This is a genomic window from Jannaschia sp. 2305UL9-9, from assembly GCF_041403465.1.
GTDB lineage: Bacteria > Pseudomonadota > Alphaproteobacteria > Rhodobacterales > Rhodobacteraceae > Jannaschia.
Window position 1 is genome coordinate 112,985 of the sequence record NZ_JBGEHM010000002.1, and the last position, 25,996, is coordinate 138,980.

General features: G+C 65.4%; 27 protein-coding genes. 11 read left to right on the plus strand and 16 right to left on the minus strand.

Translation table 11 applies throughout. From position 1 onward, the window contains the following. Nucleotides 1-4: 4 nt before the first annotated feature. Both V6N07_RS08345 and V6N07_RS08350 read right to left on the minus strand, forming a co-directional pair. On the minus strand, nucleotides 5-343 hold the full coding sequence (locus tag V6N07_RS08345; RefSeq protein ID WP_371155567.1) for a DUF2794 domain-containing protein: 339 nt from the start codon (nucleotides 341-343) through the stop codon (nucleotides 5-7). 301 nt (nucleotides 344-644) lie between these two features. Beyond that, on the minus strand, nucleotides 645-1,514 hold the full coding sequence (locus tag V6N07_RS08350; protein ID WP_371155568.1) for a branched-chain amino acid aminotransferase: 870 nt from the start codon (nucleotides 1,512-1,514) through the stop codon (nucleotides 645-647). Nucleotides 1,515-1,656: 142 nt separating this feature from the next. On the opposite strand from V6N07_RS08350, the gene V6N07_RS08355 reads away from it, so the two are divergent. Genes V6N07_RS08355 through dxs form a run of 6 tightly spaced genes read left to right on the plus strand, consistent with a single transcriptional unit; the run spans nucleotide 1,657 to nucleotide 6,886 of the window. Beyond that, nucleotides 1,657-2,157 (plus strand): MarR family winged helix-turn-helix transcriptional regulator, encoded by a 501-nt coding sequence (locus V6N07_RS08355; RefSeq protein WP_371155569.1) that lies wholly within the window; start codon nucleotides 1,657-1,659, stop codon nucleotides 2,155-2,157. Further along, on the plus strand, nucleotides 2,154-2,876 hold the full coding sequence (locus tag V6N07_RS08360) for a response regulator (protein WP_371155570.1): 723 nt from the start codon (nucleotides 2,154-2,156) through the stop codon (nucleotides 2,874-2,876). The genes V6N07_RS08355 and V6N07_RS08360 overlap by 4 nt, the downstream gene beginning before the upstream one ends. A 59-nt stretch (nucleotides 2,877-2,935) precedes the next feature. Further along, nucleotides 2,936-3,862 carry a histone deacetylase family protein gene (locus V6N07_RS08365; protein ID WP_371155572.1) on the plus strand — a complete coding sequence of 309 codons (927 nt, stop codon included), beginning with the start codon at nucleotides 2,936-2,938 and terminating at the stop codon, nucleotides 3,860-3,862. After that, on the plus strand, nucleotides 3,855-4,094 hold the full coding sequence (locus V6N07_RS08370) for an exodeoxyribonuclease VII small subunit (protein ID WP_371155573.1): 240 nt from the start codon (nucleotides 3,855-3,857) through the stop codon (nucleotides 4,092-4,094). Before V6N07_RS08365 ends, V6N07_RS08370 begins: the two co-directional genes overlap by 8 nt. Then, nucleotides 4,091-4,963, plus strand: coding sequence for a polyprenyl synthetase family protein (locus V6N07_RS08375; RefSeq protein WP_371155575.1), 873 nt, complete (start codon nucleotides 4,091-4,093; stop codon nucleotides 4,961-4,963). Before V6N07_RS08370 ends, V6N07_RS08375 begins: the two co-directional genes overlap by 4 nt. Before the next feature lie 6 nt (nucleotides 4,964-4,969). Beyond that, on the plus strand, nucleotides 4,970-6,886 hold the full coding sequence (dxs, locus tag V6N07_RS08380) for a 1-deoxy-D-xylulose-5-phosphate synthase (RefSeq protein ID WP_371155576.1): 1,917 nt from the start codon (nucleotides 4,970-4,972) through the stop codon (nucleotides 6,884-6,886). An 87-nt stretch (nucleotides 6,887-6,973) separates the two neighbouring features. Here dxs and V6N07_RS08385 read toward each other — a convergent pair whose 3' ends face one another. The 3 genes from V6N07_RS08385 to V6N07_RS08395 form a co-directional block, all read right to left on the minus strand. After that, nucleotides 6,974-7,267, minus strand: a complete 294-nt coding sequence (locus V6N07_RS08385) for a hypothetical protein (RefSeq protein ID WP_371155578.1) — start codon at nucleotides 7,265-7,267, stop codon at nucleotides 6,974-6,976. 133 nt (nucleotides 7,268-7,400) lie between these two features. Continuing rightward, complete coding sequence (locus V6N07_RS08390) at nucleotides 7,401-8,099, minus strand: YjbF family lipoprotein (RefSeq protein ID WP_371155580.1); 699 nt, start codon at nucleotides 8,097-8,099, stop codon at nucleotides 7,401-7,403. A 2-nt stretch (nucleotides 8,100-8,101) separates the two neighbouring features. Then, a complete protein-coding gene (locus tag V6N07_RS08395) occupies nucleotides 8,102-10,255 on the minus strand; it encodes a YjbH domain-containing protein (RefSeq protein ID WP_371155581.1) in 2,154 nt (717 codons plus the stop codon). Nucleotides 10,256-10,418: 163 nt separating this feature from the next. On the opposite strand from V6N07_RS08395, the gene V6N07_RS08400 reads away from it, so the two are divergent. Together V6N07_RS08400 and V6N07_RS08405 are read left to right on the plus strand one after the other, a co-directional pair. Beyond that, on the plus strand, nucleotides 10,419-11,234 hold the full coding sequence (locus V6N07_RS08400; RefSeq protein ID WP_371155583.1) for an NAD-dependent epimerase/dehydratase family protein: 816 nt from the start codon (nucleotides 10,419-10,421) through the stop codon (nucleotides 11,232-11,234). After that, a complete protein-coding gene (locus tag V6N07_RS08405; protein WP_371155585.1) occupies nucleotides 11,231-11,872 on the plus strand; it encodes a sugar transferase in 642 nt (213 codons plus the stop codon). The genes V6N07_RS08400 and V6N07_RS08405 overlap by 4 nt, the downstream gene beginning before the upstream one ends. Before the next feature lie 77 nt (nucleotides 11,873-11,949). Here V6N07_RS08405 and V6N07_RS08410 read toward each other — a convergent pair whose 3' ends face one another. The 8 genes from V6N07_RS08410 to V6N07_RS08445 all read right to left on the minus strand — a co-directional run bounded on the left by V6N07_RS08410 (nucleotide 11,950) and on the right by V6N07_RS08445 (nucleotide 21,032). Beyond that, nucleotides 11,950-12,726: an ion transporter gene (locus tag V6N07_RS08410; protein WP_371155586.1), complete on the minus strand. Its 777-nt coding sequence runs from the start codon at nucleotides 12,724-12,726 to the stop codon at nucleotides 11,950-11,952. Beyond that, entirely contained in the window at nucleotides 12,723-13,946 is a 1,224-nt protein-coding gene (locus tag V6N07_RS08415) for a class I SAM-dependent RNA methyltransferase (RefSeq protein WP_371155587.1), read from the minus strand. Before V6N07_RS08415 ends, V6N07_RS08410 begins: the two co-directional genes overlap by 4 nt. Beyond that, on the minus strand, nucleotides 13,943-15,784 hold the full coding sequence (locus V6N07_RS08420; RefSeq protein ID WP_371155589.1) for an ABC transporter ATP-binding protein: 1,842 nt from the start codon (nucleotides 15,782-15,784) through the stop codon (nucleotides 13,943-13,945). Before V6N07_RS08420 ends, V6N07_RS08415 begins: the two co-directional genes overlap by 4 nt. After that, on the minus strand, nucleotides 15,781-17,622 hold the full coding sequence (locus V6N07_RS08425) for an ABC transporter ATP-binding protein (RefSeq protein ID WP_371155591.1): 1,842 nt from the start codon (nucleotides 17,620-17,622) through the stop codon (nucleotides 15,781-15,783). Before V6N07_RS08425 ends, V6N07_RS08420 begins: the two co-directional genes overlap by 4 nt. A 36-nt stretch (nucleotides 17,623-17,658) precedes the next feature. Further along, nucleotides 17,659-18,240, minus strand: a complete 582-nt coding sequence (locus tag V6N07_RS08430) for a LysE family translocator (protein ID WP_371155593.1) — start codon at nucleotides 18,238-18,240, stop codon at nucleotides 17,659-17,661. Between the two features lie 72 nt (nucleotides 18,241-18,312). Beyond that, complete coding sequence (locus V6N07_RS08435) at nucleotides 18,313-19,449, minus strand: CCA tRNA nucleotidyltransferase (RefSeq protein WP_371155594.1); 1,137 nt, start codon at nucleotides 19,447-19,449, stop codon at nucleotides 18,313-18,315. Then, nucleotides 19,433-20,035, minus strand: a complete 603-nt coding sequence (locus tag V6N07_RS08440) for a CoA pyrophosphatase (RefSeq protein ID WP_371155595.1) — start codon at nucleotides 20,033-20,035, stop codon at nucleotides 19,433-19,435. Before V6N07_RS08440 ends, V6N07_RS08435 begins: the two co-directional genes overlap by 17 nt. Further along, the gene (locus tag V6N07_RS08445) at nucleotides 20,025-21,032 is read right to left on the minus strand and encodes an Hsp33 family molecular chaperone HslO (protein ID WP_371155597.1); all 1,008 of its coding nucleotides are present in this window, start codon (nucleotides 21,030-21,032) and stop codon (nucleotides 20,025-20,027) included. The genes V6N07_RS08440 and V6N07_RS08445 overlap by 11 nt, the downstream gene beginning before the upstream one ends. Nucleotides 21,033-21,139: 107 nt before the next feature. Between V6N07_RS08445 and V6N07_RS08450 the strand changes: the two genes are divergently transcribed. After that, nucleotides 21,140-21,625 (plus strand): NUDIX domain-containing protein, encoded by a 486-nt coding sequence (locus V6N07_RS08450; protein WP_371155598.1) that lies wholly within the window; start codon nucleotides 21,140-21,142, stop codon nucleotides 21,623-21,625. Nucleotides 21,626-21,637: 12 nt separating this feature from the next. Here the strand turns inward: V6N07_RS08450 and V6N07_RS08455 are convergent, their stop codons facing one another. Beyond that, nucleotides 21,638-22,921 carry a PP2C family protein-serine/threonine phosphatase gene (locus V6N07_RS08455; protein WP_371155599.1) on the minus strand — a complete coding sequence of 428 codons (1,284 nt, stop codon included), beginning with the start codon at nucleotides 22,919-22,921 and terminating at the stop codon, nucleotides 21,638-21,640. A gap of 132 nt (nucleotides 22,922-23,053) precedes the next feature. Here V6N07_RS08455 and V6N07_RS08460 point away from each other — a divergent pair, with 132 nt between their 5' ends. Then, nucleotides 23,054-23,398, plus strand: coding sequence for an Hpt domain-containing protein (locus V6N07_RS08460; protein WP_371155601.1), 345 nt, complete (start codon nucleotides 23,054-23,056; stop codon nucleotides 23,396-23,398). Here the strand turns inward: V6N07_RS08460 and ilvA are convergent. Continuing rightward, complete coding sequence (ilvA, locus tag V6N07_RS08465; RefSeq protein WP_371155602.1) at nucleotides 23,395-24,627, minus strand: threonine ammonia-lyase IlvA; 1,233 nt, start codon at nucleotides 24,625-24,627, stop codon at nucleotides 23,395-23,397. The genes V6N07_RS08460 and ilvA overlap by 4 nt on opposite strands. Then, entirely contained in the window at nucleotides 24,620-25,372 is a 753-nt protein-coding gene (locus V6N07_RS08470) for a hypothetical protein (RefSeq protein WP_371155604.1), read from the minus strand. The genes ilvA and V6N07_RS08470 overlap by 8 nt, the downstream gene beginning before the upstream one ends. Nucleotides 25,373-25,507: 135 nt before the next feature. Here V6N07_RS08470 and V6N07_RS08475 point away from each other — a divergent pair, with 135 nt between their 5' ends. Beyond that, nucleotides 25,508-25,957: a PRC-barrel domain-containing protein gene (locus V6N07_RS08475; RefSeq protein WP_371155605.1), complete on the plus strand. Its 450-nt coding sequence runs from the start codon at nucleotides 25,508-25,510 to the stop codon at nucleotides 25,955-25,957. Nucleotides 25,958-25,996: the final 39 nt, after the last annotated feature.

Genomic DNA, 25,996 nt, shown 5'->3' on the forward strand with positions numbered 1-25,996 from the left:
CCGGCTAGTCGACCGCGCGGATCAGCTTGCGCTCCAGCACGCGCAGCACCGTCTTCAGATCGTGACCACGGCGCAAGATCCGTCCGTCCATCCCGATGACGGAATACATGCCTTGTTTGGCCGCCATCTTCGGGCGTTTCTCGATCCGGTACATCGGCTGTTCGGCGGTGCGGCGGAACACGGAAAAGACCGCCACTTCCCGCAGGGCCGAGATACCGTAGTCGCGCCATTCGCCGGCCGCGACGAAGCGGCCATACAGCGACAGGATGACCGAAAGTTCGGTTCGGTGAAAATTGACCTGTTCGGGGGCGGCCTGCGTGGGAACCGGAATATGAGCTGTCATGCAGATACAGTTACGCGGCATCCGGCCCGGATCAAGCGCAAGGCCGCGACAATCCGCGTTAACCCCGCCATATTCCCGCCGTGAAATGACCCGCGCCCGGGCACGCCGCGACCCGAGAATCGCCCAGCCACACCGTCATACCGTCCCCAGTAGGAGCGAAAGCTCATGATCCCCGGCCCGGCGTTTTCTAGCCCCCACCCAGTGCGCCGAGCCGGGGACACTACGAGAGACCCTGCCAGGTTTCGACTATTAGATCGGCCCCGTTCTTCCGGACGGGGCCTTTCGTTTTCCGGTCGCAGGATCAGGCCCGGACCAGCTTTTCGTAAGCCTGCGACATGTCGCGGGTCAGGGCGCCAACCTCGAAGTTGTAATCCCCGATCTGCCCCACCGGCGTCACCTCGGCCGCCGTCCCGGTCAGCCAGCACTGCTCGAAGCCCTCAAGCTCTTCGGGCATGATGTGGCGCACGTGGACCTTGACCTGTCGTTCCTCGAGCATGCCGAGGACGGTTTGCCGCGTGATCCCGTTCAGGAAGCAATCGGGATCGGGGGTATGCACCTCGCCGTCCTTGACGAAGAAGATGTTCGCGCCCGTCGCCTCGGCCACGTAGCCACGATAATCGAACATCATCGCATCGGAACAGCCCTTTGCCTCGGCGGCGTGCTTGGACATGGTGCAGATCATGTAGAGGCCCGCGGCCTTGGCATGGCTTGGCGCGGTCTCGGGCGACGGCCGCTTCCACTTGGCAATGTCGAGCTTGGCGCCACGCGTCTTGGCATCGCCGTAGTAGTTGCCCCAGGCCCAGGTCGCCACGGCCATCCGAACCGGGTTGCGCGCGCTGCTGACGCCCATGTCCTCGCCCGCACCGCGCCAGGCCAGAACACGCACATAGGCATCTTCAAGGCCGTTGGCGCGCATCGTCTCGTACTTGGCGGCCTCGATCTCGTCGACCGTCCAAGGGATCTCCATGTCCAGCTGACGACCGCTTTCGATCAGGCGTTCGGAATGACGGCGCGATTCAAAGATCTTGCCGTTGTAGGCCCGCTCCCCTTCGAAGACGGCACTGGCATAATGCATCGCATGGGTCAGCAGATGCACATTCGCATCCCCCCAATCGACCAGCTTGCCATCCATCCATATCTTGCCCGTCAGATCCGCATAGGAACCAGCCATCGCACCCTCCATCCCATTCGTTTCGCAAACTTACGCGGTTGAGACATAATATTGCGTGAAAATCGAATTTTGGCTATCAATGCGGTCTTGGAATGTCAATAAGGCTGACGTAGTTTCCAGCCACACGGAAAAAGAGGCCTCGATGGCGGACGACAGAAGCGACAGCGACATCCTGCTTTTCCTGACTGACGAACAGTTGCGACGCGCGATCGAGGCCATGTTCTTCGCCTATCGCGGATTCACCGCCGATCCTGACCGGATCCTTGCGGACATGGATTACGGGCGTGCGCATCACCGGGCCATCCATTTCATTCAGCGGTCGCCCGGCACCACGGTCAACAACCTGCTGACCATCCTGGGCGTCACCAAGCAATCCCTGAACCGCGTTCTGCGCACCCTCGTGGCCGACGATCTGGTCGAGGCGCGTGTGGGCACCCGTGACCGGCGCGAACGTCACCTGTATCTGACGGAAAAGGGCGCCGCCCTCGAGGCGGAGTTGTCGATTGCCCAGCGCAGCCGGATGCGCGCCGCCTTCCGCGAGGCCGGGCCCGAGGCGGTCGCTGGATTTCGCAACGTCCTTGAGCATATGATGGACCCGGAACTGCGCCGTGTCTTCGCAGCCGTCAGGGAAGGCGAAAAATGATCCCCGAAGCCCCCGTCCCGGCGCCGAACCATCAGGCGCATGTCCTGCTGGTCGATGACGACGAGCGTATTCGCGCCCTGTTGCAAAAATTTCTGGTCCGCAACGGATACCTGACGACCGTCGCCCGCGATGCCGATCATGCGCGGCGGCTGCTGGCCGGTCTTGATTTCGATATCGCGATCCTCGACGTGATGATGCCGGGCGACAACGGCTATGTGCTGTGCGCCGAAATCCGGGAGGCGCGGGACATGCCGGTCCTTCTGCTGACGGCGCGGAGCGAAACCTCCGACCGGATCACGGGGCTGGAAGCGGGGGCCGACGACTACCTTTCGAAACCCTTCGAGCCCAAAGAGCTGTTGCTGCGCCTCAAGGCGATCCTGCGGCGGGCCCCCCTGGGGTCGGGCGGCGCGATGCCGAAGATGCTGCAACTGGGGGCCATCCGCTATGACCTCGAACGCGGAGAGCTGTGGCAGGGGCAGGATCCGGTGCGCCTGACCGCGACCGAGAACACCCTGATGCGGATCTTTGCGGGCACCCCGCACGAAGCCGTCAGCCGCACCACCCTGGTCGAGCGGTTGGGACGGGACGGCAACCAGACGAACGAACGGGCCGTCGATGTGCAGATCACGCGCCTGCGCCGCAAGCTGGAAGCGGACCCGAAACAGCCCCGCTACCTGCAAACGGTGCGCGGCGAAGGCTACATGCTGGCCCCCGATTGAGAGCGCCGGGGCTCTGCCCCGGACCCCGAGGTATTTCTGGCCAGAGGAAGGTGGGGACAATGACCCTTCTGATTACCCATCACGACGCATTGAAACACGAAAACCCGCCCGGGCATCCCGAACAGGTAGCGCGCCTGCGCAGGATCCTCGATGCGCTGGAGGGCATGCCACTCGACCGGCAAGAGGCGGTCGAGGCGACGGATGCCCACCTGCTGCGATGCCATCCGCAAGCCTATCTGGACCGGATTGCGGGCGCCGTTCCCGAAGAGGGATGGTCGCAGCTCGATGCCGACACGTTCCTGTCGCCCGGAACCTGGCGTGCCGCGCGGCTTGGCGCCGGGGCGGCGGTTCAGGCGGTGGACGCCGTCCTGTCCGGGGCGGCACCCAATGCCTTCGTCGTCATGCGCCCGCCCGGTCACCACGCGGAGCGGGAAACGCCGATGGGGTTCTGCACCCTCGGCAATGTCGCCATCGCCGCCAGACATGCGCTGGAAAGTCACGGCCTGTCGCGCATCGGGATCGTCGACTTCGACGTCCATCACGGCAACGGCACGCAGGACCTTTTGTGGGACGAGGCGCGCGTGCTGTTCTACTCCACCCATCAGATGCCGCTCTGGCCGGGCAGCGGCGCCCCCTCCGAGACGGGCGCAAGCGGAAACATCTGCAACATTCCACTTGCACCGGCCTCGGACGGAGCGGCGTTTCGCGATGCGATGCGGGACAGGATCCTGCCGGGCCTCGACGCGTTTGCCCCGGATCTGCTTCTGATCTCGGCCGGTTTCGACGCCCACCGGGATGATCCGCTGGCGCAGTTGAACTGGGAGACGGACGACTATGTCTGGGCGACCGAAAAGCTGTGCGATGTTGCCGACCGCCATTGCGGCGGGCGGGTGGTGTCATGCCTCGAAGGCGGCTATGACCTCGACGCGCTGGCCCGATCCGTGGCCGCGCATGTGGACGTTCTGAGGAGGCGTGGCGATGAGTGACGATGTGAAGACCCTGAGCTTCGAGCAGGCCATTTCCGAGTTGGAGCAGGTCGTGAACCGGCTCGATTCCGGCGATGTGCCGCTGGACGAATCCATCAAGCTGTATGAACGCGGCGCCGCGCTGAAGGCCCATTGCGAGGCCAAGCTGACCGAGGCGGATGCCAAGGTTCGCCAGATCACGCTGGATGCCAAGGGCCAGCCGACCGGGACGACCACGCCCGAGGGGATGTGAGCTTCGCCGCGGATCTGTCCCGCGCACAGGCAGAGGTTCAGGACGCGCTCGACGCCATTCTCGGGGCATTCGACGACGACCCGGTGGCCGAGGCGATGCGCTATGCCACCCGTGGTGGAAAACGCCTGCGCGCTTTCCTCGCATTGCAGGCGGCCGATCTGTTCGACGTGCCCCGCGACCAATCCCTGCGCGTTGCCGTCGCGATCGAATGCATGCACGCCTATTCCCTGATCCACGACGATCTGCCCTGCATGGATGACGATGACCTGCGGCGCGGCCAGCCGACCGTCCACCGCAAGTGGGACGAGGCAACCGCCGTGCTGGCGGGCGATGCGCTGCAGACACTGGCGTTCGAGATATTGGCGGACCCGGAAACCCACCCCGATGCGGATGTGCGCGCCGAACTTGTCCTGAGCCTGGCCCGGGCATCGGGTGCGGCCGGAATGGTGCGGGGCCAGGCGATGGATATCGCGGCCGAGACCGCCACTGCGCCGCTGACACTGGACCAGATTTCCGAGTTGCAGCGCCTCAAGACCGGGCGCCTTCTGGAATGGCCGTGTCGTGCGGGCGCCTTGCTGGGACGGGCGGATCCGGCACCGCTGATCGACTATGCCGCCAGACTGGGCCTTGCGTTCCAGATCGCCGACGACCTTCTGGACGTGGAAGGGGACGCCGAAAAGGCGGGCAAGGCCCTGCGCAAGGACGCCGAGGCCGGCAAGGCGACCTTCGTGTCCCTGCTCGGGGCCGAGGCGGCGCGCGCGCAGGCGACCGCACTGGTGGAACAGGCAGAACTGTCACTTTTGCCTTACAGTCCAAATGCCGCTACCCTTGTCCACGTAGCCCGCTACGTGGTGACTCGCGACAGGTGAGATGAGATGACCGACCAACCCTCGACCCCTCTGCTGAACCGGATTGCCGGACCCGCCGACCTGCGCGCCCTGTCCGATCTGGACCTTGGCCGTGTTGCGGATGAATTGCGCACCGAGACCATCCACGCGGTCAGCCAGACAGGCGGGCATCTTGGCGCGGGCCTCGGCGTTGTAGAGCTGACGGTGGCCTTGCACGCGGTGTTCAATACACCGCGCGACAAGCTGATCTGGGATGTCTCGCACCAATGTTATCCGCACAAGATCATCACGGGTCGTCGCGACCGCATGTCCAGCATCCGGCAGAAGGACGGCCTGTCGGGTTTCACCAAGCGGACCGAGAGCCCCTATGACCCGTTCGGCGCGGCCCATTCCTCGACCTCGATCAGCGCGGCGCTCGGCTTTGCCATGGGCCGGGAACTGGGTGCGGACGACGTTGGCGACGCCATTGCAGTGATCGGGGATGGCGCCCTGTCGGGCGGCATGGCCTATGAGGCACTGAACCACGCGGGCCACCTCAAGAAGCGGTTGATCGTCGTTCTGAACGACAACGAAATGTCGATTGCGCCGCCGGTCGGGGCGATGTCGTCCTATCTGTCGCGGCTGTATGCCGGTGCGCCATTCCAGGAATTCAAGGCCGCCGCCAAGGGCGCCGTCGGCCTTTTGCCGCCACCATTCCAGGAAGGCGCGCGCCGGGCGAAGGAAATGCTGAAGGGCATGACCGTCGGCGGCACCCTGTTCGAGGAACTCGGGTTCTCCTACGTCGGGCCCATCGACGGGCACGACATGGATCAGCTGTTGCAGGTCCTGCGCACGGTGAAGGTGCGCGCGACCGGTCCGATCCTGATCCACGCCATCACCCAGAAGGGCAAGGGGTTCCGCCCCGCCGAAGGGCGCGTCGACAAGGGGCACGCCACGGCCAAGTTCGATGTCGTCACGGGCGAACAGAAGAAGGCCCCTTCCAATGCGCCATCCTACACCAAGGTCTTCGCCCAGAACCTGATCAAGGAAGCGGCGGACGACGATCGCATCGTGGCGATCACCGCCGCGATGCCGGACGGCACGGGCCTCAACCTGTTTGCGGAGCGGTTCCCCGCGCGCTGTTTCGACGTGGGCATCGCCGAACAGCATGGCGTGACCTTCTGTGCGGGACTTGCCGCATCGGGGATGAAGCCGTTCTGCACCATCTATTCGACGTTCCTGCAACGCGGATACGATCAGGTTGTCCATGATGTCGCCCTGCAGAACCTGCCGGTGCGCTTTGCCATCGACCGTGCCGGATTGGTCGGGGCCGACGGGGCCACGCACGCCGGCAGCTTCGATATCGCCTATCTTGCGAACCTGCCGAACTTTACCGTCATGGCCGCCGCCGACGAGGCGGAGCTCTGCCACATGGTCGCGACGGCGGCGCGCCATGACAGCGGGCCCATCGCCTTCCGCTTCCCCCGTGGGGAAGGGGTCGGATGCGAGATGCCGGAACGTGGCACTCCGCTGGAAATCGGCAAGGGCCGCATCGTGCACGAGGGTGAGCGTATCGCGATCCTGTCTTTCGGCGCCCGTCTGGTGGAAATCGAGCAGGCCCGCGAAAGCCTGATTGCCCGTGGCATCACGCCGACGGTCGCGGACGCGCGGTTCGCGAAACCGCTCGACCGGGATTTGATCCTGGACCTTGCCGCCCGGCATGAGGCCCTGATCACGATCGAGGAAGGCGTCGTTGGCGGCTTTGGCAGCCACGTGGCGCATCTATTGGCCGAAGAGGGCTGTTTCGACACCGGCCTGCGATATCGTTCCATGGTGCTGCCCGATGCCTTCATCGATCAGGCAGGGCCGCGCGACATGTATGCGGAAGCAGGCTTGAACGCCGAAGACATCGAAACGCGGGTTCTGTCCCTTCTCGATATCGAGGTGATCGGCAAACGCGCCTGATGGTGCGTTTCGAAACCTTGCCGTCATTCGCCATGAAAAAGGCGGGCCCGAAGGCCCGCCCTGTTTCTCTTCCGATCTGAAATAAGATCAGGGAGTGGTCGTCGTCGTGGTCGTCGTGGTCGTCGTGGTGCCGCTGGAACCACCGCCGAGAGCTGCGACGAGCAGCAGGCCGCCAAGGCCGATGGCCAGTGCGGTCGCTTCGTCGATGTTCGGGCCGACGAGAACGGTGGTCTGCGATGCCGGCGCGGCGGTGACGCAAGCGTCGGCGTCGGGGTTCGCGTCGCAGTCAACTGCGGCTTGAGCGAAGGACGCCATGGGGGCGACCGCGAGAAGCGCGGCTGCCGCAGGGGCAATCAGGTTCTTCATAAGAGTAATCTCCATCGAGTGTGCACAGTCATTGTCCTAAGCCATGCCCCGTACCTGTTCAAGATTTCCTGCCCTTTCGAACCGTCAACGTCGCATTTGCAGCGGCTTCCCGCTCAAAATGTTGCTGCAGTGCAGCACGACGAGCCACTCAATCGCGCAACAGTGAAATCTCGACCTGCCCGAAGGTCTCCGTCACCTGCTCCAACGCGCGGCGGACGGTGCCCGACGAATCGACCCAATACCGGTTGACGAAGGGTGCGCCCGATCCCTCGCAAACCTCATCGTAGATGGTCGTGCCATGACGGGCCCCATAGAAATCAAGCGTTTCCCGGCCGACCGGGATCACCCGGCAGAGGTAGCGCATGGCAACAACCTGATCCTGACCATTCAGGACACGATTGACCCGCAGGACGTCTTCGCCACCACCTTGGCGCAAAGCCTGCGACAGACCCGCGACATCAGCTGTCAAGAGATCGAAGCCGAGGCCCCGCGTGCCGACGAGGATCCCGTTACGCCGCAGAAACGCACCGCTCCCGCTGTCGCGCCATTGTTCGGTGCCGAAATTGACCGCCGTCGGGATCATCGTGAACGCGGTGTTCGCCTCCTGCAGGACAACCAGCAGGACGGGCGTCGAGGATCCGTTCAGCAATTCGGGCGTCAGAACCTGACGGGCATCCGGCGTCGCCGGAGCACTGGCCCGCCCCGGAATGATCGACAACAACCGCACCGCGGCAAGCTTGGCCACACCGCCATCCGACTGTTGTTCAACGTTGGTGCCACCGCTGCACGCCGCAACCAGAGCGATGGACAGGGCAAGACAGACCGGGCGGGCGATACGCATCAGCATGGTCATCTCCAGAACCGTCCCCATTGTTCGCCCAGTTGCGGATCCGACAGATCGCGCACCTGTGGATAGAGGCGATGCCGCAGATTCAACCGTGCCCCGCCATCCCGCTGAATCGGCTTGATCTCGACGCCCGCGCGATCGCGCGATGGACGCCCGGTCAGCCAGCTGACCGGCAGGCTCAGAAAGATGCCCTTGTCGAAACTGCCTTCCCCGAAATCTTCGGCACTGACGTTCGTCATGGTGGCAAAGGCGCCGACCTGCCAGCCATTCGAAAACTCGCGCGTCAGGCGATAGGTCGCCCCGCGATCGCCTGCCAGATACTGACCGACGTCGACCTGGCTGAAGAACCGATTTCCGTGGTCGTAGTAGGCGGACACGAAGGCGGTGGTGGCGTCGAGATCCTGAAACCCGAGCAATCCATCGAAATCACGCTGCCGGACCTGATTGACCTCCAGCCCGATCGCCAGGGGCGAGGCGACGGGTTTCCAAAGCAGTTCGGCGGAGACACCGCCGAACTGGTCCTCCAACAGGCCTGCGGAGGTCCGGGCATACAGGTCCTTGCCCGGCCGGAAGAAATATTCCGCCGTCAGGTAGGGAATGAACGGATCGTTGGTTTTCAGGAACTCGGGCGTATCCGTCCGGACGCGGGGCAGGACCGAATTGCTCGGACGGTTGGATTCGTCCCGGTTTCCGACGATACGCTGACGCAGGGCGCCTTCGACCACCATGCCGCGCACGGGCTCCCAGCTGGCGGACAGTTCCGCCCCGATGTCATAGCGCAGCGGATCGTCGGGATCGAAGAGGGAGTAGCCGAAGTAGGGCCCGAGGTTCCAGTTGAAGCGCGGATAGGCGTCTTCCGTATAGCGGCGTCCCTGATCCCGCACCGTGACCGCATCCACGAGGCCCGCAACCGCCAGCACCTCGGCTGCGCCATTCGGGCTGTTTTCCAAGGCTTCGATGTCACTGCGCCGCAGAACCACGGCCCCCCCGGCAAGGCTGGTCGCCGTCTCGGGGATCAGGACGAACGTCTCGACCGAAGCGGGCACGATCGCCGACATGGCGCGCACCGCCCGGCCCATCGCCTGCGCCTGCGATATGTAGGTCGGGTTCCGGAAACGGACCTCTGCCCGATCCGCGGACAGGTCATAGCCGATCAGTTCAAGGCCTGCTTCGGTCATCAGCGCATCAAGCGTGGTGCCGACGGCCGTCTCGACCGCCTCGTTTCCAACCCAGACCGTGGTCCAGGCCTCGGGGATGTCGCTGCGCGCGGGGCGGACGGTCACGGGGCGTGGCGCCGGGTCGCGGCCGCTGCCCTGCGGGGGCCGCTTTGGGTTCACCCCGAATTGCAGATTCAGTCCGACCTCGCTGCCACCGAGGACATAGGCACCGACGTTGATGCCATCGTTGACCCTGTATTCGACACCGAAATTCAAAGGGGTCTTCCGGGTGAAGATGCCGCGCGCCTCCTCCTCGAGATAGGCATCCGACGAATATTCCGCCTTCAGCGTCCAACGGTCCGTCGGCCGGTACTCGACGCCCGCGAACAAGGCCGCGTCCCCGCGGAACCATTGTCCCGTCGAAAACTCCCCCCCGGAGGAGCCGGGCACGAAACCCGGACGCGTGTCGAACCGGTCGCTGATCGCGCTCAGCGGGTTCGAAAAGCTGCCGTTGGTGCCAAGCCGACCCCAGCCGATGCCCCCGGTAACCGTCAGCTGGTCGTTGATGGTTTTCGTTGCGACAAGGTATTCGCCGCTGTAGATGCCGGTGCCCCCGAAATCCTGCAATCCGACCGTGACCGCCGGCATCAGGCGGCCTTCGCGGAACAACTGGTAGCGGAAGTCGAAGCTGCGATCATAGGTCCGGATGAACCCGGAACCGACGGGCAGGAAATCCGGCAGGGTCGCATACCGGAAGACGCCCTGGATACGGGGTGTCAGCTGAAACGACAGCTGCGTCCGCGCGACCCCGTTCGACAGGATGGCAACGCTGGTCACCAACTCTCCATCGGGCTGCATCCGGGCGGACGGCATGTCGATCAGGCCGGGCACGCCATAGGAACTGGTCGACAGGCTCTGCTCCTGAGCCGAGGCAGCCGAGGCGGCGCTCAGCGCAACCGACGCGGCACCGATAAGGGCAGTTGTCCGAAATGCTCGCATCACACAGGTCCTTGCCGGCCTTTGGGTCGCCCAAGTTATCACGGCGACTGCGTGGTTATGGAAGCTGTCTGCCCCAGATGGCATCCGCACTGTCTTGATTCTGCAACGCAGGCAGGGCTACCCCCGCTGCACCCGACGTCCCCAACCAGCGGATACCGACCTGATGGCACGCCCCGAACCTGCAGACACCCACGGGGCGGGCCCCCGCCTTGCCCTCACGGGGGGAACGGGCCGTGTCGCGACCCTTCTGCGCCCTTTCCTGGACCCCGCCGTGACGTGGCTCGACCGTGGCAGCGATCTGTCCCGCATGGCAGGCTGCGACGCGGTCATCTGTCTCGCCGGGGTGACAAAAGGCGATGCGGCCGCCCTGGCCGACAATACGAAGGTGGCGATCGACGCCTTGGACGCGGCGCAGGCGGCAGGCGTGGGCCATGTCCTGCTGATGTCCTCCGCCGCGATCTATGGGCGGGCCGAGGGCCTGCTGACCGCAGACCGACGAGCCACACCAGCCGCCCCCTACGGCGTCGCCAAAGCCGCGATGGAGGCTGCCGCGAAGGACTGGGCCGACGCGCATCCGACAGGACCACGGGTGACGATCCTGCGGCTAGGCAACGTCGCGGGCGCCGACGCCCTGCTTGGCAACCTGTCAGCCGACCGCAAGCCTGACCTGCATGTCTGGCCCGATGGCAGATCCCCCCGGCGCAGCTATATCGGGCCGCGCAGCCTTGCCCATGTCCTGAACGGTCTTGCCGGGCGCGATGACCTGCCCCCCATCCTCAATGTCGGGACACGGCATCCCGTCGAAATGGCGGACCTGCTGCGCGCAGCACAGCGGGCCTGGACACCGGTTGCCGCCCCGCCCGACGCCATTGCCGAAGTGCGCCTCGACACCGCGCCCCTGAACACGCGGCTGCCTCTGCCGTCAGGTGCCGAAACCGCGGAAGGCATGGTCGCCGAATGGCAGGAGGCCTGCGCATGACACCCGGCAAGCGCCTGTTCGACATCCTCTTTTCCATCTACCTGATGATGTTCCTCGCGCCGGTCATCATCGTCGTGACGTGGAAGGTCTGGCGTCAGAAGGACGGCCCGATCTTCTATGGTTCGGAACGGATGAAGACCCCGACGCAGGGGTTCACCCTTTGGAAGTTCCGCACGATGGCGCCCGATCCGAACGACACCGGCGTCACCGGCGCCGACAAGGTCGACCGCATCACGCCCTTGGGGGCGGCGCTGCGCAAACGTCGTCTGGATGAATTGCCGCAGCTCTGGAACATCCTGCGCGGCGACGTCAGCTTCGTGGGACCGCGCCCCCCCCTGCGCCGCTACGTCGAAATGTATCCCGAAATCTACGATCAGGTCCTGCAGTCCCGCCCCGGCGTCACCGGCCTCGCCAGCCTGATCTACGCCCCGCACGAGGAACGCATCCTTTCGGCCTGCACCACGCCCGAGGCGACCGAAGCCACCTACACCCGCATCTGCATCCCGCGAAAGGCCGCGCTCGACCTGCTCTATCAACGCAATCGGACGTTCTGGATGGACATCAAGCTGATCTCCTGGACGACGGGCAAGTTCCTGCCCCGCCGCATTCGCCCCGACCGCAAGGGGCGCCCCCTCTGACGCCCCGCGACCATCCTTCTTCCTGGTAGAAATACTCCGGGGTCCGGGGCAGCGCCCCGGCGCCCTGCCCCGGGCACTCAGCTACGCGGCTTGTCGGACAACCTTGCCTCGATCGCCTTCAACCGATCCATGACCTCGTCACGGTAGGCATCCGTTGCGGCGTTCGATTCCTCGGCATGCGCATCCTGCATGCTGTTCACGATCAGACCCACCAGCAGGTTCACGACGGCAAAGGTCGTGACCATGATGAAGGGCACGAAGAATGCCCAGGCAAAGGGGAAGACCTCCATCACCGGGCGCACGATGCCCATCGACCAGGATTCCAGCGTCATGATCTGGAACAGCGAATACGCGGAGGAGCCGAGATCCCCGAACCATTCGGGAAAGGCCTGTCCGAACAGTTTCGTGGCCATCACGGCAGCGATGTAGAAGATGATCCCCATCAGCAGAAAGACGCTGCCCATTCCCGGCAGGGCGGTCACGAACCCTTCGACCACGCGCCGTAGGCGTGGGAACACCGATACGATCCGCAAGACCCGCAGGATGCGCAGCGCGCGCAGGACGCTGAACGGTCCGGCATTCGGCACGAGGGCAATGCCCACGATCACGAAATCGAACAGGTTCCAGCCTTGCGTCCAGAACCGCCGTCCCTGCGCGATCATCTTCAACACCAATTCGACCACGAAAACGGCAAGACAGGCGCTGTCGAGCGCCGTCAGAAGGGGGCCGAACCGCGCCATGACCGGTGGGACGGTTTCCAGCCCCAAGACGATGGCGTTGATCAGGATGACGCCGATGATGACGTTCGACACGGCAGGGCGGGCAAGAAAGGCGGCAAGCTTGGCGCGGGTCATGATCTCTCGAAGGATGTGACGAGTTCGATGTGTGGCGACCAGCGGAACTGATCGACCACGGTCACCGGTCCCATGCGCCACCCGGCCCCGGTCAGCAAGGCCGCGTCGCGCGCGAAGGTAACGGGATTGCAACTGACGAAGGCGATCCGCGACAGGGCAGAGCGCGCCAATTCGGCCACCTGTGCCTGCGCCCCGGCGCGGGGCGGGTCGATCACGGCCGCGTCGAAGCGGGCCAGATCCTGCACCAGCAGCGGGTTGCGGAACAGATCGCGCACCTCGGCGGTCACCGCCTTCAGGCCCATGGCCGTCCGCGCACCGTCCTGCAACGCGGCGATCAGGGGACGCTCGCCCTCGACCGCATGGACCGGCACGTCCTCGGCCACCGGAAAGGTAAAGGTCCCGCAGCCTGCAAACAGGTCGACGACCCGGTGCGTCCCGGCAAGCGTCGTGTGCACATGGTCGACCAGCGCCGCCTCGCCCTGCGCGGTGGCCTGCAGGAACGCGGCGGGCGGCGGCACCACGCGGGCGCGGCCCATCGCCTGCCACGGCGGCGTCTGCTGCAAGGCCGCTTCGCCGTTCCACGTGATCCGGGCAAAGGTCGCACCGAACGGCGCAATGGCCACCATGGCCTGCCGGTCGAAATCTCGCGCACCCTCGATCGCAAGGTCGATGCCTGCGGGCCCTTGGGTGACGTGCAGGGTCACATCGCTGCCCCGCGTCGCCGCGAGGCGTGTCACCTCTTCCAGCGCGGGCAGGACGGCGACAAGATCCGGATGCAGGACCTTGCAATCGGGCACCCCCACGACATCCGACGATCCGCGCAGGTGGAAACCGACGACCGCGCCCTTCTTGGTCTTGTGCCCCGACAGGGCGGCGCGACGTCGGCTGTGCGGCGGCGAGGTCTCGATCCCCGCGATTGCGACATCCAGTCCCGCACGGGTCAGCGTCTCGCGCACGATCCCGACCTTCCAGTCGGCCACGAAGCTGCCGGAGGCATGTTGCACCGCGCAACTGCCACAGCGCCGGTAATGCGGACAGGGTGCGGCCACCCTGTCGACGCTCGGGGTGACGATCTTCGGCTCCGGCAGCCTGTCACCCTGCACCGCGCCGGTGACGACCTCACCGGGCAGGGTGCGGGGCACGAACAGGGGACCGGGGGCCACGCCATCGCCGTGAATGCCCAACCGTTCGATCACGTGGGATGTTGCCTCTTCGGTCATTCCGCCGCCACCTCGTCCACCCCGATGAACCCGCCCGATTGCCGGTCCCAATAGCGCGCGTAGGTGCCGCGCATGGCCAGCAGGTCGGCATGTGTCCCCTGCTCGACGATGGCGCCGTCCTCCATCACGATGATGCGGTCCATGCGGGCGATGGTCGACAGGCGGTGGGCGATGGCGATGACGGTCTTGCCCTCCATCACGCGTTCCAGTGCCAGCTGGATCGCGGCCTCGACCTCCGAGTCCAGCGCGCTCGTCGCCTCGTCCAGCACCAGAACCGGCGCATCCTTGAGGATCGCCCGCGCAAGGGCGATGCGCTGTCGCTGACCACCGGACAGCTTGACGCCCCGCTCGCCCAGGAACGCTTCGTATCCCGTGTTGCCCTTGTGATCGCGAAGGCCGGTTATGAACTCGTGCGCCTCGGCCCGCCGGGCGGCGTCCTCGACCTCCGCCTGCGTGGCGTCGGGGCGACCGTACAGGATGTTGTCGCGGGCGGAGCGGTTGAACATCGCCGTCTCCTGCGTGACCATGCCGATCTGGCGGCGCAGGCTGTCCTGCGTCAGGTCGCGGATGTCGCGGCCGTCCAGCGTTATGCGCCCCTTCTCGGGATCGTAGAGCCGCAGCAACAGCGCCACGAGCGTCGATTTCCCCGCGCCGGACGCACCGACCACGCCCAGTTTCTCGCCCGCTGCCAAAGTCAGGTCCATGTCGCGGATGCCGCCTTCGTTCCGCCCGTAGGTGAAGGTCACGCCTTCGATCCCGAGGCGCCCCTCTGCCCGCGCAACCTCCTGCGCATCCGGCGCATCGGTCAGGGTCCATCGCGCGGTCAGGGTGTTCATCCCGTCCTCGATCTCGCCGACGTCGGCATACATCGACATCAGGGTAAAGCTGACCCAGCCGGTCATCTGCGCGATGCGGATGGAAATGGCCCCCGCCGTGGCGATCGAGCCCGGCGTCGCCTGTCCCGCCTGCCACAAGAGGATCCCACCGCCGATCAGAAGGACGGGCAACAGGCCCGCGACCGCCATCAAGGCGAACCGGAACGTGGTCGAGACATAGCCGAAGTCGATCGCCCGTTCGCGGAAGTTGGACATCGCATCCAGCGCCGCGCGATCCTCGTGATCGGCATGACCGAACAGCTTGACGGTCTTGATGTTGGTGATCGTGTCGACGACCTGTCCCGTGACCATCGCCCGCGCGGCCGCCCGCGCCTTGGACCGCTTGCGGATATGCGGCATGAAGCCCCGGATCAGGGCAACATAGCCCAGCATCCATACCGTCAGTGCAAGCGCGATGCGCCAGTCTATGGCAAGCAGCAGCACAGCGGACCCGACGAGGGACGACGCCGCAAAGGCGATCACGTTGATCGTTTCACTGGTGACGGAGGTCATTGCCCGTGCCGTCTGCATCTGCTTGGTGGCAATGCGTCCGGCGAAATCGTTGTCGAAGAACGTCACCGCCTGGCCCAGCGTCCAACGGTGCAGGCGCGATTGCACGAGCGGATAGACCGACGGCTGCACCGAGATGCCGTTGAAGGCCGCCGACCCGCCGAAGATCAGCGGGCGCAGCACGATGTAGAACGCCACGAACCCCGCAAGCAGCAGGGCATTCGCCGCCAGATACCCTTCGGCGTCGCCCAGCACGCTGTCGACCACGGCGCCCAGAAGGAAGGCGGTGATCACTTCGCAGACGCCCGCCGCTGCGCTGACTGCGAACGCCAGCCAGAGAACGGGCCAACTGCCATCGAGGCACCAGCGCATGAAGGCCAGCAAGGTGTTCGGAGGCGCACGGTCCGCCGGCTCGAAGGGCCGGATCAGGTTCGCCAGACGCGCAAGGATCATTCAGCCGCCTCCGTGTTGATGAAGCCACCCGATTGACGCGCCCAGAACGCCGCATAAAGGCCCCCGCGCGCCAACAGGGCGTCATGCGTCCCCTCTTCGATCACGCGGCCCTCGTCCACCACAAGAATCCGGTCCATCGCCGCGATCGTGGACAGGCGGTGGGCGATGGCGATGACGGTCTTGCCCTCCATCATGCCGTAGAGCGTGTCCTGGATGGCGGCTTCGACCTCGGAATCGAGGGCAGATGTTGCCTCGTCCAGAACCAGAAGTGGCGCGTCCTTGAGGATCACGCGGGCAAGGGCGATGCGCTGTCGCTGTCCACCCGACAGCTTGACGCCCCGTTCCCCGACCTGTGCGTCGTATCCACCCCGGCCCTCGGGGTCTTCCAGTGCCATCACGAAATCATGGGCCTGCGCCTTGCGGGCGGCGGCATGAACCTCCTCATCGGTGGCGTCGGCCCGGCCATAGCGTATGTTTTCGGCCACGGACCGGTGCAACAGGGACGATTCCTGCTGAACCATCCCGATGGCATGACGCAGAGAGGCCTGTGTGACGTCGCGCACGTCCTGTCCGTCGATCTCGATCCGGCCCTGTTCAGGGTCGTAGAACCGCAGCAGCAGTTTGACCAAGGTGGATTTTCCGGCCCCGGATCGCCCGATGACGCCGACCTTTTCGCCCGGCGCAACGCGCACCGTAAGGTCCGTCACGCCCCCCTTGGTGCCGCCGTAATGATGCGTCACGCCGTCGAACAGGATCGCCCCGTCGGTCAGGGCCAGCGGCGCGGCATTTTCCAAATCGCGCAGGTGGATGGGCTGGGCGATGGTTTCCATTCCTTCCTCCACCACGCCGAGCGAGCGGAAGAAGGACGTCAGCGCCCACATGATCCAACCGGTCATCGCATTCAACCGCAGGACAAGCGCGGTCGCGGCGGCGACAACCCCGACGGATGCCGTACCGTTCACCCACAGCATGATGCCCCAGCCGACGACACCGACGATCAGCAACCCGTTCAGCACCACCAGCGCGATGTCCATCAGCGTGAAGATGCGCATCTCGGCGGCAAAGGTCCGGCGCGTCGTCTCGATCGCGTCGCGGGCATAGGCCAGTTCCCGCCCCTCGTGCGCGAACAGTTTGACGGAATGGATGTTCGTATAGGCGTCGACCACCCGGCCCGTGGTCATCGACCGCGCGTCGCTGCTGGCCTTGGAGGCGGGGCCGACACGCTTGACCGTCCAGCCTACCAGACAGCCATAGAGCACCACCCAGACCGCAAGCGGGATCAACAGGCGCGGATCGGCCCCGAACAGCAGGATCCCTGCGCCGACCAGATAGGCCAGCGCGAAGGTGATCGCGTCGAACACCTGAAACACGGCCTCGCCCGCCGCGGGCGGGGCCTGCATGATGCGGTTGGCGATGCGGCCCGCGAAGTCGTTCTCGAACCAGCCGACGGATTGTCGCAGAACATGCTTGTGGGCACGCCACCGCATCAGGGTGCCGTAATTCGGCAGGATCGCATTGTTCAGAAGCAGCACATCCAAGGCCTGCAACGCGGGCCGCACCATCAGGATGAACACCGCCACGATCAGCAGTTCGACACCATTGTCGGCCAGGAACGCCGTCGGCTCCGCGTTGGAAAGGATATCGACCAGTCGTCCCATGTAGGAAATCAGCCAGATTTCCACCGCTGCGGTGATCAGCGACATCACGCCGGCAAAGGCGAAGACCTTGGCGAAGGGGCGCGAATACTCGACCAGAAACGGCCACAGCCGCGACGGGGGGGTGTCGTCCTCCGGGTGATCCGCATAGGGATCGACCAGATTCTCAAATGTTCTGAACATGAGGGGGCCTTTGCTCTACCCTCGGCATATAACCTGTCAGGCCAGAAAAACCATCATCCCGGATGCAGCCAGTGCCAACGCCATCACGGTCGTGAAGATGCGCCACGCCAATGGTGTGGTCAGCAGATAGGCCAGCAAGGTTCCCGCGAATGTCCAGAACAGGCAGACGAACAGGTTGATGCCGCTGAACGCACTTGCGATGCGAAGCGCCTCCAGATGGGCAGGCAGACCACTGGCATAGCCCGATGCGGCCGCCAGCGCGACGATCCAGATCTTGGGGTTCACCCACTGGAACAACACCGCCTCGACAAAGGTGAATGGTCGGTCGCGCCCGTCGGCCTGCGCGCCCCTGCTGCGCAGCAGCTTCCACGCCATCCACAGGATCCACGCGACCGCCAGCACCTGCAACGCAAGCTTGAGCGCCGGGATCGCCAGCAGCAGCGCCCCGATCCCCACCGCCGTCAGGGCCGACGTGACCCCCACCCCGATCGCAACGCCCAGCACATGCGGCAATGTCGGCCGAAAACCGAAGCGTGCGCCCGACGCGGTCAACAGGATGACATTCGGTCCGGGCGTGAACAGCCCGGCGAACACGAACAGATAAAGGGGATCGATCATCGCGACTTGGTGGCGGCTGCAACGGGCCAAGGCAAGGGCGGTGTGCGGCGCGGCGGCACAGCCCCGCGCACCTCAGCTCAGTGCGATCTGGCGCAGCTCTGCAAACCCGAGCGTGCCGCCACTGCTGCGCCACGCAAGGCGCGCCCGACGCAGCGCCGCCCCGAGGGCCGGACCGGACAGATCCGGCATGAGATCCGCCGCCTGCAGGGGAAACTGCGCCGCCGCCCCGGCCTGCGCCTGTCTGATCGCCGCGGGGTCGGCCGCTTGCCCTATAAGCGCGGCGCGGACCTGAACGGCATCCGTGCCCCGATCGCTCAGCATATCGCCCAAGGCGAACGGTCCCTCGCCCCCGCGCGCGGCCTGCGACAGATCCTGCAACGCGCGCGCCTCGGCCTTCGACAGACGCCAACCCGAGGCATCCCCCCCAAGCGTCGCGAGGCGCGCGATCCAGTCCCCCCCGGTGGCCGCGACCAAGGGCGCCAGGCCATCCGTCTGCGCCCCCGGCAACACGCGCGCCAGCACCCCGGCCTGTGCCATCGCGGCAACGGCGGGTGCCGGGTCCGGGGCAGACAGCAGCTTGCGCATCTCCTGTCCGATGCGTTCCGCGCTGATCCGGTCCAACCCGTCCGCCTGTGCCGCGCAGGCCGCAAGGCCCTCGGCATCAAGGCCCAAACCCGGGTCGCCATACCAGGCCGTAAACCGGAAGAAGCGCAGGATGCGCAGGTAATCCTCGGCAATCCGTGCCTCTGGCAGTCCGATGAAGCGGACATGCCGCGCGATCAGATCGGGCAGACCGTTCAAGGGGTCGACGACCTGTCCCCCCGCATCGGCGTAAAGCGCGTTCATCGTGAAGTCGCGGCGTGCCGCATCCTCGGCCACATCACGCGAAAACGCCACGGTCGCATGGCGCCCGTCGGTGGTCACGTCACGGCGAAAGGTGGTCACCTCGTGCGGAATGCCGTCCGCGATGACGGTCACGGTGCCGTGGTCGATACCGGTCGGCACCGGTTTCAACCCGGCGGCCTTGGACAAGGCGATTACCTCATCGGGGGTGGCATCCGTCGCGATGTCGATGTCCGCCACGGACGCGCCCAGCATCGCATTGCGCACACAGCCGCCGACGGCCAGGGCGCGATACCCGCCACCCGACAACATCGCCATGACCGCCTGCGTGGTCGCGGCGGTCAGCCATTCACCCGTTACCTGCACCGTCCTGCCCCGTTCGTCCCGCCAATCCGCGCAGGATACGCGCCGTCGCGCCCCAGATGTAATAGGGTCCGTAAGGCACCGCATAGTAGCTGCGCCATTGCCCACGCCACCGCCGCCGTTCGATCGCGAAATGGGACGGCGACAGGACGTGATCGGCCGGCACGGTAAACACCTCTTCGACCTCTCCCGCTTCGGGCACCGCATCGAAAGGCGGCAGGACGGCCAGCACGGGCGTCACGGTGAACCCCGTGACCGTCTCATGACTGGGAAGCTGGCCCAGGATGCGCGTCCGGTGTTCCGGCAGGCCGACCTCCTCGCGCGCTTCGCGCAGGGCGGCCTGTTCGGCGGTTTCCCCCTCTTCCAGCTTGCCGCCGGGAAAGGCGATCTGGCCGGGGTGATGGCGCAGGCGGGATGACCGCTTGGTCAACAACAGGCGCAGACCGGAATCCGTCTCGACGAAAGGGACCAGAACCGCGGCGTCCCGCAGGATGCGCCCGCGCGGCAGAACCACATCCGGGTTCAGATCGAAATCCGAAGAGGCGGCGCCGGAAATCTCCAGCGCCGCCGCAAGCAGGTCAGGCGTCATCGCCGCTCTTTTCCGCCTCGAAACCAAGGGTGGCCGGGTCGAAGGTGTAATGCGCGCCGCAGAACTGGCAATCGGCGGTCACGGTGCCCTCGTCCGTGGTCATGTGCCCGATGTCGCGTGCCGAATAGATCGACAGCGATTGCCGCACCTTGTCGGCGGAACACGAACACCCGAACCGGACCGGCTGCGGCTCGAACACCCGCGGACCCTCTTCGTGGAACAGACGCACGAGCAGTTCGGTCGGCGCCACGCTTGGCCCGATCAGCTCCAGCTCCTCGGTGGTGTCCAGCAGCAGGTTGGCCCGGCGCCAGTTCTCGCCGTCATCCCCATCCAGAACGTCCGAGGCCGTCAGCAGGCCGCTTTCACCCGTGGCCCCTTCCTTCGCGAAGGGCGAAGCCTTGGGCATATGTTGCAGCATCACGCCACCGGCACGCCACGCCTCGGGACCGCCGGGCGTCGACGACCGGCCGTAGGCCAGCGCAAATCGTGTCGGCAGCTGCTCGGACTGGGCGAAATAGGTCTCGGCACAGGACGACAGGCTGCCACCGGCAATCGGCGTGATGCCTTGATAGGGCGTCGTTCCCTGGCCCTGATCGATCAGCAGGGCAAAATACCCCTTGCCGATCAGACCGAACGGCTCCGCCCCTTCCGATACCTCTTGTTGCAGGCGATCGGCGTCGAAACTGGCATAGCCGCGGATCCGCGCGGGCGCGCCTTCCTTGGTGGGACCGTAGTAATCGGTCGCGATCAGACGCGCAGGTCCGTCGCCGCGCACCTGCAACGACAACTTCCACCGAAGGTCGATCGTCTGGCCAATCAGCGCGGTCAGCAGGCACATCTCGGCCACCAGCGCTTCGATCGCGGGTGGATAGTCGTGTTGCGACAGGACCTGCTCCAACACACCATCGAGGCGCGCGACACGCCCCCGGATGTCGGCGGCATCAAGTTGAAAGGGCAGAACTGTATCGTCCCACAGAAGGGTCGTGGCATCGGTCATGGCGGGATTTCCCTGCTTTCCGGCAGCGTACCGGTTTGGCATATGAGGCAGGCATATAGGCGGGGCTGTCCCGTCCTCCAACCCCTACCCTTGGCCCGGAGGCCCCGATGATCCCGCGCGTTGGTACCCCTCCCCTGCCCGAAACGTCCTATCGCCTGCGGCCGGGCGCCTATGCCGTCATCCTGCGAGGCGGACAGGTTTTGCTGACACGGCAACAGCTTGAGACCCATTCCGAGGTTCAGCTGCCGGGCGGCGGCATCGATCCGGGCGAGGCCCCGATCCCCGCGCTGCATCGCGAGATTCTCGAAGAAACCGGATACACCTGCCGCGTTTCGCACCGGATCGGGGCCTATCGCCGGTTCGTCTGGATGGCCGAATACGGGTTTCATGCGGAAAAGCTGTGCGTTTTCTACCTCGCGAAAGCCGGCCTGCACACGGGGCCGGCACAGGAATTCGGGCACACCGCCCTGTGGCTGTCGCCGCAGGAGGCATTGGCGAATCTGTCCAATCGGCATGATCGACCGGTCCTTGCGCGGGCGCTGACACTTGCGCAAAACGGTCAGCGACCGCGGAAGGGCCGCGCACCCTCCTAGCCCGCCGCTGCCCTATGCGGCACGGATCTGCGCCGGGACGGCGGGCGCAAAGCGCAGCAGGATCATCGAGATATCATCCTCGAAACCCTGGATGCCCGTGTGCTCCGCCAGACCGATCTCGATGCGGTCGGCGGCGCTTTCCGGGTCCGTATCGCCTTGCGCGACAAGGTTCATCAAGCCCTCCTCCTCCAGCATGTCGCCCCATGTGTTCATGCATTCCGTCAACCCGTCGGAATAGGCCAGCAGGACATCCCCTTCGGACAGATGCGTCGTAGCCACCTCGAACTGCGCATCCGGGAGCAGGCCAACGGGCGGCCCCCCCTGTCCGATACGCTCCACCCCGTCATTCGCGCGGCAGACGATGGGATGCGGATGCCCCGCCTGGCAGAAGCGAACGGCCCCGGTAGACAGGTTCACATAGGCCAGGACGGCGGTGAAATAGATGTCGCTCGTGAACTCGCGCAGCATGTCGTCGTTGAGACGTTCCATCACCTTTTCCGGCGAGAGCGCATCGCCCCCGCAGGCAGGAAAGGCGATGTTGCGTCCGGGGATCCGGTCGGAAAACTGTTCCGCCAACCGCCCCGTCAGAAGGGCCGATGCAATGCCATGCCCGGACACATCGATGGAATAGAGCGCGATTTCATCGTCCGATACCCTGAAGTATCCGACAAGATCGCCGCCGATCTGTTCGCACGTCAGCAACCGCAGGGATATGTCGCTGCCGCCCGCGCGGTGGCGCCGCGGAGGCAGGAAGGCGCGTTGCAGATTGCGCGCCTCGGCAAGGTCGCGATTCGTCGCTTCCTGCAGCGATTGCAACTCGGCGAGGGTTGTCTGCACCTCGTGATTGCGATGCACCAGAACCTCGTTCATGTGCAGGATGCGCCGCCCCGTCTTGATGCGCGCGCGCAGTTCGGACATGTCGACAGGCCGCGTCACGAAGTCGTCCGCGCCCGCCTCGAGGCCCAATGTCTTGGCCCCGATGTCCGTACGCGAAGTCAGCAGGATGAAATAGGCGAAATTGTCCCCCCGCAGACTGCGAAAGGCACGACAGAACTCCGGCCCGTCCATGCCGGGCATCTGCCAGTCGCTGATGACGATGCGGATCTGCGAGCCCGCGTCGCTGTCGCAAAGCATCAGCGCCTCTTCGGCAGTCGCGGCGGTCATGACCCGCAGACCCCAACGCGTCAGCACCGCAGACAGCAGCTGCCGCTGCGCCGCGCTGTCATCCACGATCAGAACGCAGATTTCCTGCGCCTTGATCGTGGGCGCAGGCAGCGGGTCGAGGTGTGCGGCCATGGATCCTACCGGAAAGACAAGTGCCGCCGATATGGGGGTGGCCCCGTTAACAAGTCATGAAGGGCCGAATTGCGGCTGTTGCGACCACCGCCGTTTACGATCCATTCAGAACTGCCGTGGCAAGCTGAAGACATGATGGATACAGCGCGCATCGAGGAATTGAGACAGGAGATCGGAGAAGACGATCTGTCGCTCGTTCTCGGCATCTTCGCGGCCGAGGCGGAGGAGGTGATCGCCCGCATCGGTGCCGGCCTGTCCGAAGCCGAACTTGGGCAGGCTGTCCACTTCCTGCGCAGCAGCGCGCTCAACATCGGGTTCACGGCATTGGCGGATCAAGCCGACTCTGCGGTCAGATTGTCCGAACAGGCCCAGAGCATCGCCCGCGACCTGCAAGACACGTTGAATGTTTCCATGCAGCAGCTTGGCTTGGCCCCACCGATCGCCCCTTCGTGCGAGGATCCTGCGTCGGCCGCCTAGATCACCAATTCGCCCAGCATCGGATCCTCGGTCAGATCGCGCCAGGCAAATCCGCGCGCCTGCATCTTGTCCTCCAGCACGGCAAAGGCATCCGGGCTTGCGGTTTCGATCCCGATCAGGACCGTTCCGAAATTGCGTGTGGATTTCTTGAGATACTCGAACCGGGCAATATCATCGTCCGGTCCGAGGATTTCCAGAAAATCGCGCAGCGCGCCGGGACGCTGCGGCATGCGCAGGACGAAATACTTCTTCGTCCCCGCATAGCGCATGGCCCGTTCCTTGACGTCGGGCAGCCGTTCGAAATCGAAATTGCCGCCGGTGGTCACGCAGACAACCCGCCGACCGGCGATCTCTGGGCCGAGGTCGCGCAGGGCATCGACCGACAGCGCCCCCGCCGGTTCCAGTACGATCCCTTCGGTATTCAGCAATTCCTGTATCGTGATGCAGACCCGGTTTTCGGGCACGCGCAGCACATGCTGTGGCGGAACCTGCCGCAGGATGTCGAAGGGACGCGCCCCGATGCGCGCCACGGCTGCACCGTCCACGAAGGTGTCGAGACGGTCGAGTGTCACCGGTTTGCCTGCCGCAAGGGCCGCAGCAAGGCTGGCCCCGCCCATCGGCTCGACGAAGCGCATTTCCGGCACCGTTCCCCGCGCCCTGAGATATGACAGCATCCCCGCCGACAGACCGCCACCGCCGACAGGCAGGACCACCATGTCGGGCAGGTCCCCCATCTGCGCGCACATCTCGACGGCGACCGACGCCTGCCCCTCGATCACGTCCGCATCGTCGAAGGGGGACAGGAACGTCGCCCCCGCCTCCGTGCACCACGTCTGCGCGGCCTTCAGCGTGTCATCGAAGAAATCCCCGACAAGGCGGATTTCGACCCGGTCCCCGCCGAACAGGCGCGTCTTGTCGACCTTCTGCCCCGGCGTGGTCACCGGCATGAAGATCACGCCGTCCACGCCTAGGTGACGGCACATCCAGGCGACGCCCTGCGCATGGTTGCCCGCCGAGGCACAGGCCACGCGCCCGCCGCCCAGCTTGCGCATGGCGTTGAAGGCCCCGCGCAACTTGTAGGATCGGACCGGCGTCAGATCCTCGCGCTTGAGCCAGATATCAGCGCCATAGCGGTCCGACAGATAGTCGTTGCGCAGAAGCGGGGTCTCGGGAAAGACGTCGCGCATGGCGACGGTCGCGACCTCGGCAGCGGCGACGATATCACTCAACGGGACGCCCCTCGACCACGTGGCCATAGAGCGCGGTCAAGGTCGACACACCCAGCATCAGGCCGATCCACCCGACGACGCCCTGATAGACGATGCTGATCATTCCGACGGTCCCGTCGAGCATCGCCGGCACCTGCAGCAGCAGTGAAAACCCGACCGTCAGCAGCGCAAGGACGAGCACCGTTTCGGTGTGGCCCTTGGTGGCTTCCATCCCCTCGCCCAAGGTCATCTTCCTGCCGATTGCCCCGGCTGGCAGGACCACGGCCAGCCGGTAGAAAACGATCATTCCGATGAACAGCGAGACGGCCCCGACAAGCAGGGTCCCCCCGGGCAGGGCCAGCGTCAGGAAGCCCAGCGGGATCGATATGCCGACGATGGCGACCCCGACCAGCAGGCCGATCAGCAGGGAACGCCCGAGATACCCCAGCATCGCGCCCCCGTTGACAGGCGGGACCCAACCGGCGGGCCGTTCCGACAACAGGACGTAGCGGTGCCATGCGACAGCCACCCAGAGGGACACGACGAGGTTCAGCACAACCGTCAGCAGGGTCGCCCCCGCAGCCCCGCCCGACAGTGTCATGCCATCGGTCACCGATTGCGGATCCAGCGTCGACGGATAGGCCCCGGCCACCCACACCGAAAGGACGATCACCGCCCCATACGGCAGGGCCGACACGCGCAGCGCATCGCCAAGATTATCCAGCAGCAGGGTCAGAGCCCTGACAAAAAGCTTCCAGCCCAGCATCGCCGCCTCCGAAGGTTCCGCCCCCGGAGGTAAGCGCCGGGCCCCGCCTCGTCAACGCGCCCGCCGGAAGTATGGAACAATAGTGCCCCCGGCCGCGTTGAATAATGCAGCCAACCTGCAACCATTGGAGACGACATGCTTCGCACGACCTTGCTCATGGCCGCCATGGCCCTGCCCCATGCGGCCCTTGCCGATGCGCACAGCGACAGCCCGCTGGCCGACGTATCGCTGGAATACGGTGAGACCTACATGGCCACCACATTGATCGGCACGCGCGTTCACGCGACCGAAGACGACATCGACCCCATGGTCCAACTGCCCGGCGGCACCGTCGCCGAGTGGGACGACATCGGCGAGATCGGCGACCTGATCATCGGCGTTGACGGCACATTGCAGGCCGTCGTCGTGGACGTCGGCGGGTTCCTCGGCATCGGAGAACGCGAAGTCGCCCTGAAATGGTCTGCCCTGCGCGGCGTGCGCGAGGACGATGACCCGGACGAGTATTTCCTAGGCGTGACGATGCCCGAAGGCATGCTCGAGAACGCCCCCGAGCTGGAGCGCGAAGACCCGGACGGCATGCGTTGACACGACCGGGGCGCCCCGCAACGGGGGCGTCCCACCTTG

Excerpts from the sequence above, each read along its gene's own strand:
- V6N07_RS08415 (WP_371155587.1), bottom strand. The coding sequence starts at position 13,946 with ATGACCGAAGAGGCAACATCCCACGTGATCGAACGGTTGGGCATTCAC.
- V6N07_RS08430 (WP_371155593.1), bottom strand. The coding sequence starts at position 18,240 with ATGATCGATCCCCTTTATCTGTTCGTGTTCGCCGGGCTGTTCACGCCC.
- V6N07_RS08445 (WP_371155597.1), bottom strand. The coding sequence starts at position 21,032 with ATGACCGATGCCACGACCCTTCTGTGGGACGATACAGTTCTGCCCTTT.
- V6N07_RS08460 (WP_371155601.1), top strand. The coding sequence starts at position 23,054 with ATGATGGATACAGCGCGCATCGAGGAATTGAGACAGGAGATCGGAGAA.
- V6N07_RS08385 (WP_371155578.1), bottom strand. The coding sequence starts at position 7,267 with ATGGAGATTACTCTTATGAAGAACCTGATTGCCCCTGCGGCAGCCGCG.
- V6N07_RS08470 (WP_371155604.1), bottom strand. The coding sequence starts at position 25,372 with ATGCTGGGCTGGAAGCTTTTTGTCAGGGCTCTGACCCTGCTGCTGGAT.
- V6N07_RS08450 (WP_371155598.1), top strand. The coding sequence starts at position 21,140 with ATGATCCCGCGCGTTGGTACCCCTCCCCTGCCCGAAACGTCCTATCGC.
- V6N07_RS08370 (WP_371155573.1), top strand. The coding sequence starts at position 3,855 with ATGAGTGACGATGTGAAGACCCTGAGCTTCGAGCAGGCCATTTCCGAG.
- V6N07_RS08400 (WP_371155583.1), top strand. The coding sequence starts at position 10,419 with ATGGCACGCCCCGAACCTGCAGACACCCACGGGGCGGGCCCCCGCCTT.
- V6N07_RS08455 (WP_371155599.1), bottom strand. The coding sequence starts at position 22,921 with ATGGCCGCACACCTCGACCCGCTGCCTGCGCCCACGATCAAGGCGCAG.
- V6N07_RS08360 (WP_371155570.1), top strand. The coding sequence starts at position 2,154 with ATGATCCCCGAAGCCCCCGTCCCGGCGCCGAACCATCAGGCGCATGTC.
- dxs (WP_371155576.1), top strand. The coding sequence starts at position 4,970 with ATGACCGACCAACCCTCGACCCCTCTGCTGAACCGGATTGCCGGACCC.
- V6N07_RS08405 (WP_371155585.1), top strand. The coding sequence starts at position 11,231 with ATGACACCCGGCAAGCGCCTGTTCGACATCCTCTTTTCCATCTACCTG.
- V6N07_RS08350 (WP_371155568.1), bottom strand. The coding sequence starts at position 1,514 with ATGGCTGGTTCCTATGCGGATCTGACGGGCAAGATATGGATGGATGGC.
- V6N07_RS08355 (WP_371155569.1), top strand. The coding sequence starts at position 1,657 with ATGGCGGACGACAGAAGCGACAGCGACATCCTGCTTTTCCTGACTGAC.
- V6N07_RS08440 (WP_371155595.1), bottom strand. The coding sequence starts at position 20,035 with ATGACGCCTGACCTGCTTGCGGCGGCGCTGGAGATTTCCGGCGCCGCC.
- V6N07_RS08390 (WP_371155580.1), bottom strand. The coding sequence starts at position 8,099 with ATGCTGATGCGTATCGCCCGCCCGGTCTGTCTTGCCCTGTCCATCGCT.
- V6N07_RS08475 (WP_371155605.1), top strand. The coding sequence starts at position 25,508 with ATGCTTCGCACGACCTTGCTCATGGCCGCCATGGCCCTGCCCCATGCG.
- V6N07_RS08420 (WP_371155589.1), bottom strand. The coding sequence starts at position 15,784 with ATGATCCTTGCGCGTCTGGCGAACCTGATCCGGCCCTTCGAGCCGGCG.
- V6N07_RS08410 (WP_371155586.1), bottom strand. The coding sequence starts at position 12,726 with ATGACCCGCGCCAAGCTTGCCGCCTTTCTTGCCCGCCCTGCCGTGTCG.
- V6N07_RS08365 (WP_371155572.1), top strand. The coding sequence starts at position 2,936 with ATGACCCTTCTGATTACCCATCACGACGCATTGAAACACGAAAACCCG.
- V6N07_RS08345 (WP_371155567.1), bottom strand. The coding sequence starts at position 343 with ATGACAGCTCATATTCCGGTTCCCACGCAGGCCGCCCCCGAACAGGTC.
- V6N07_RS08395 (WP_371155581.1), bottom strand. The coding sequence starts at position 10,255 with ATGCGAGCATTTCGGACAACTGCCCTTATCGGTGCCGCGTCGGTTGCG.
- V6N07_RS08425 (WP_371155591.1), bottom strand. The coding sequence starts at position 17,622 with ATGTTCAGAACATTTGAGAATCTGGTCGATCCCTATGCGGATCACCCG.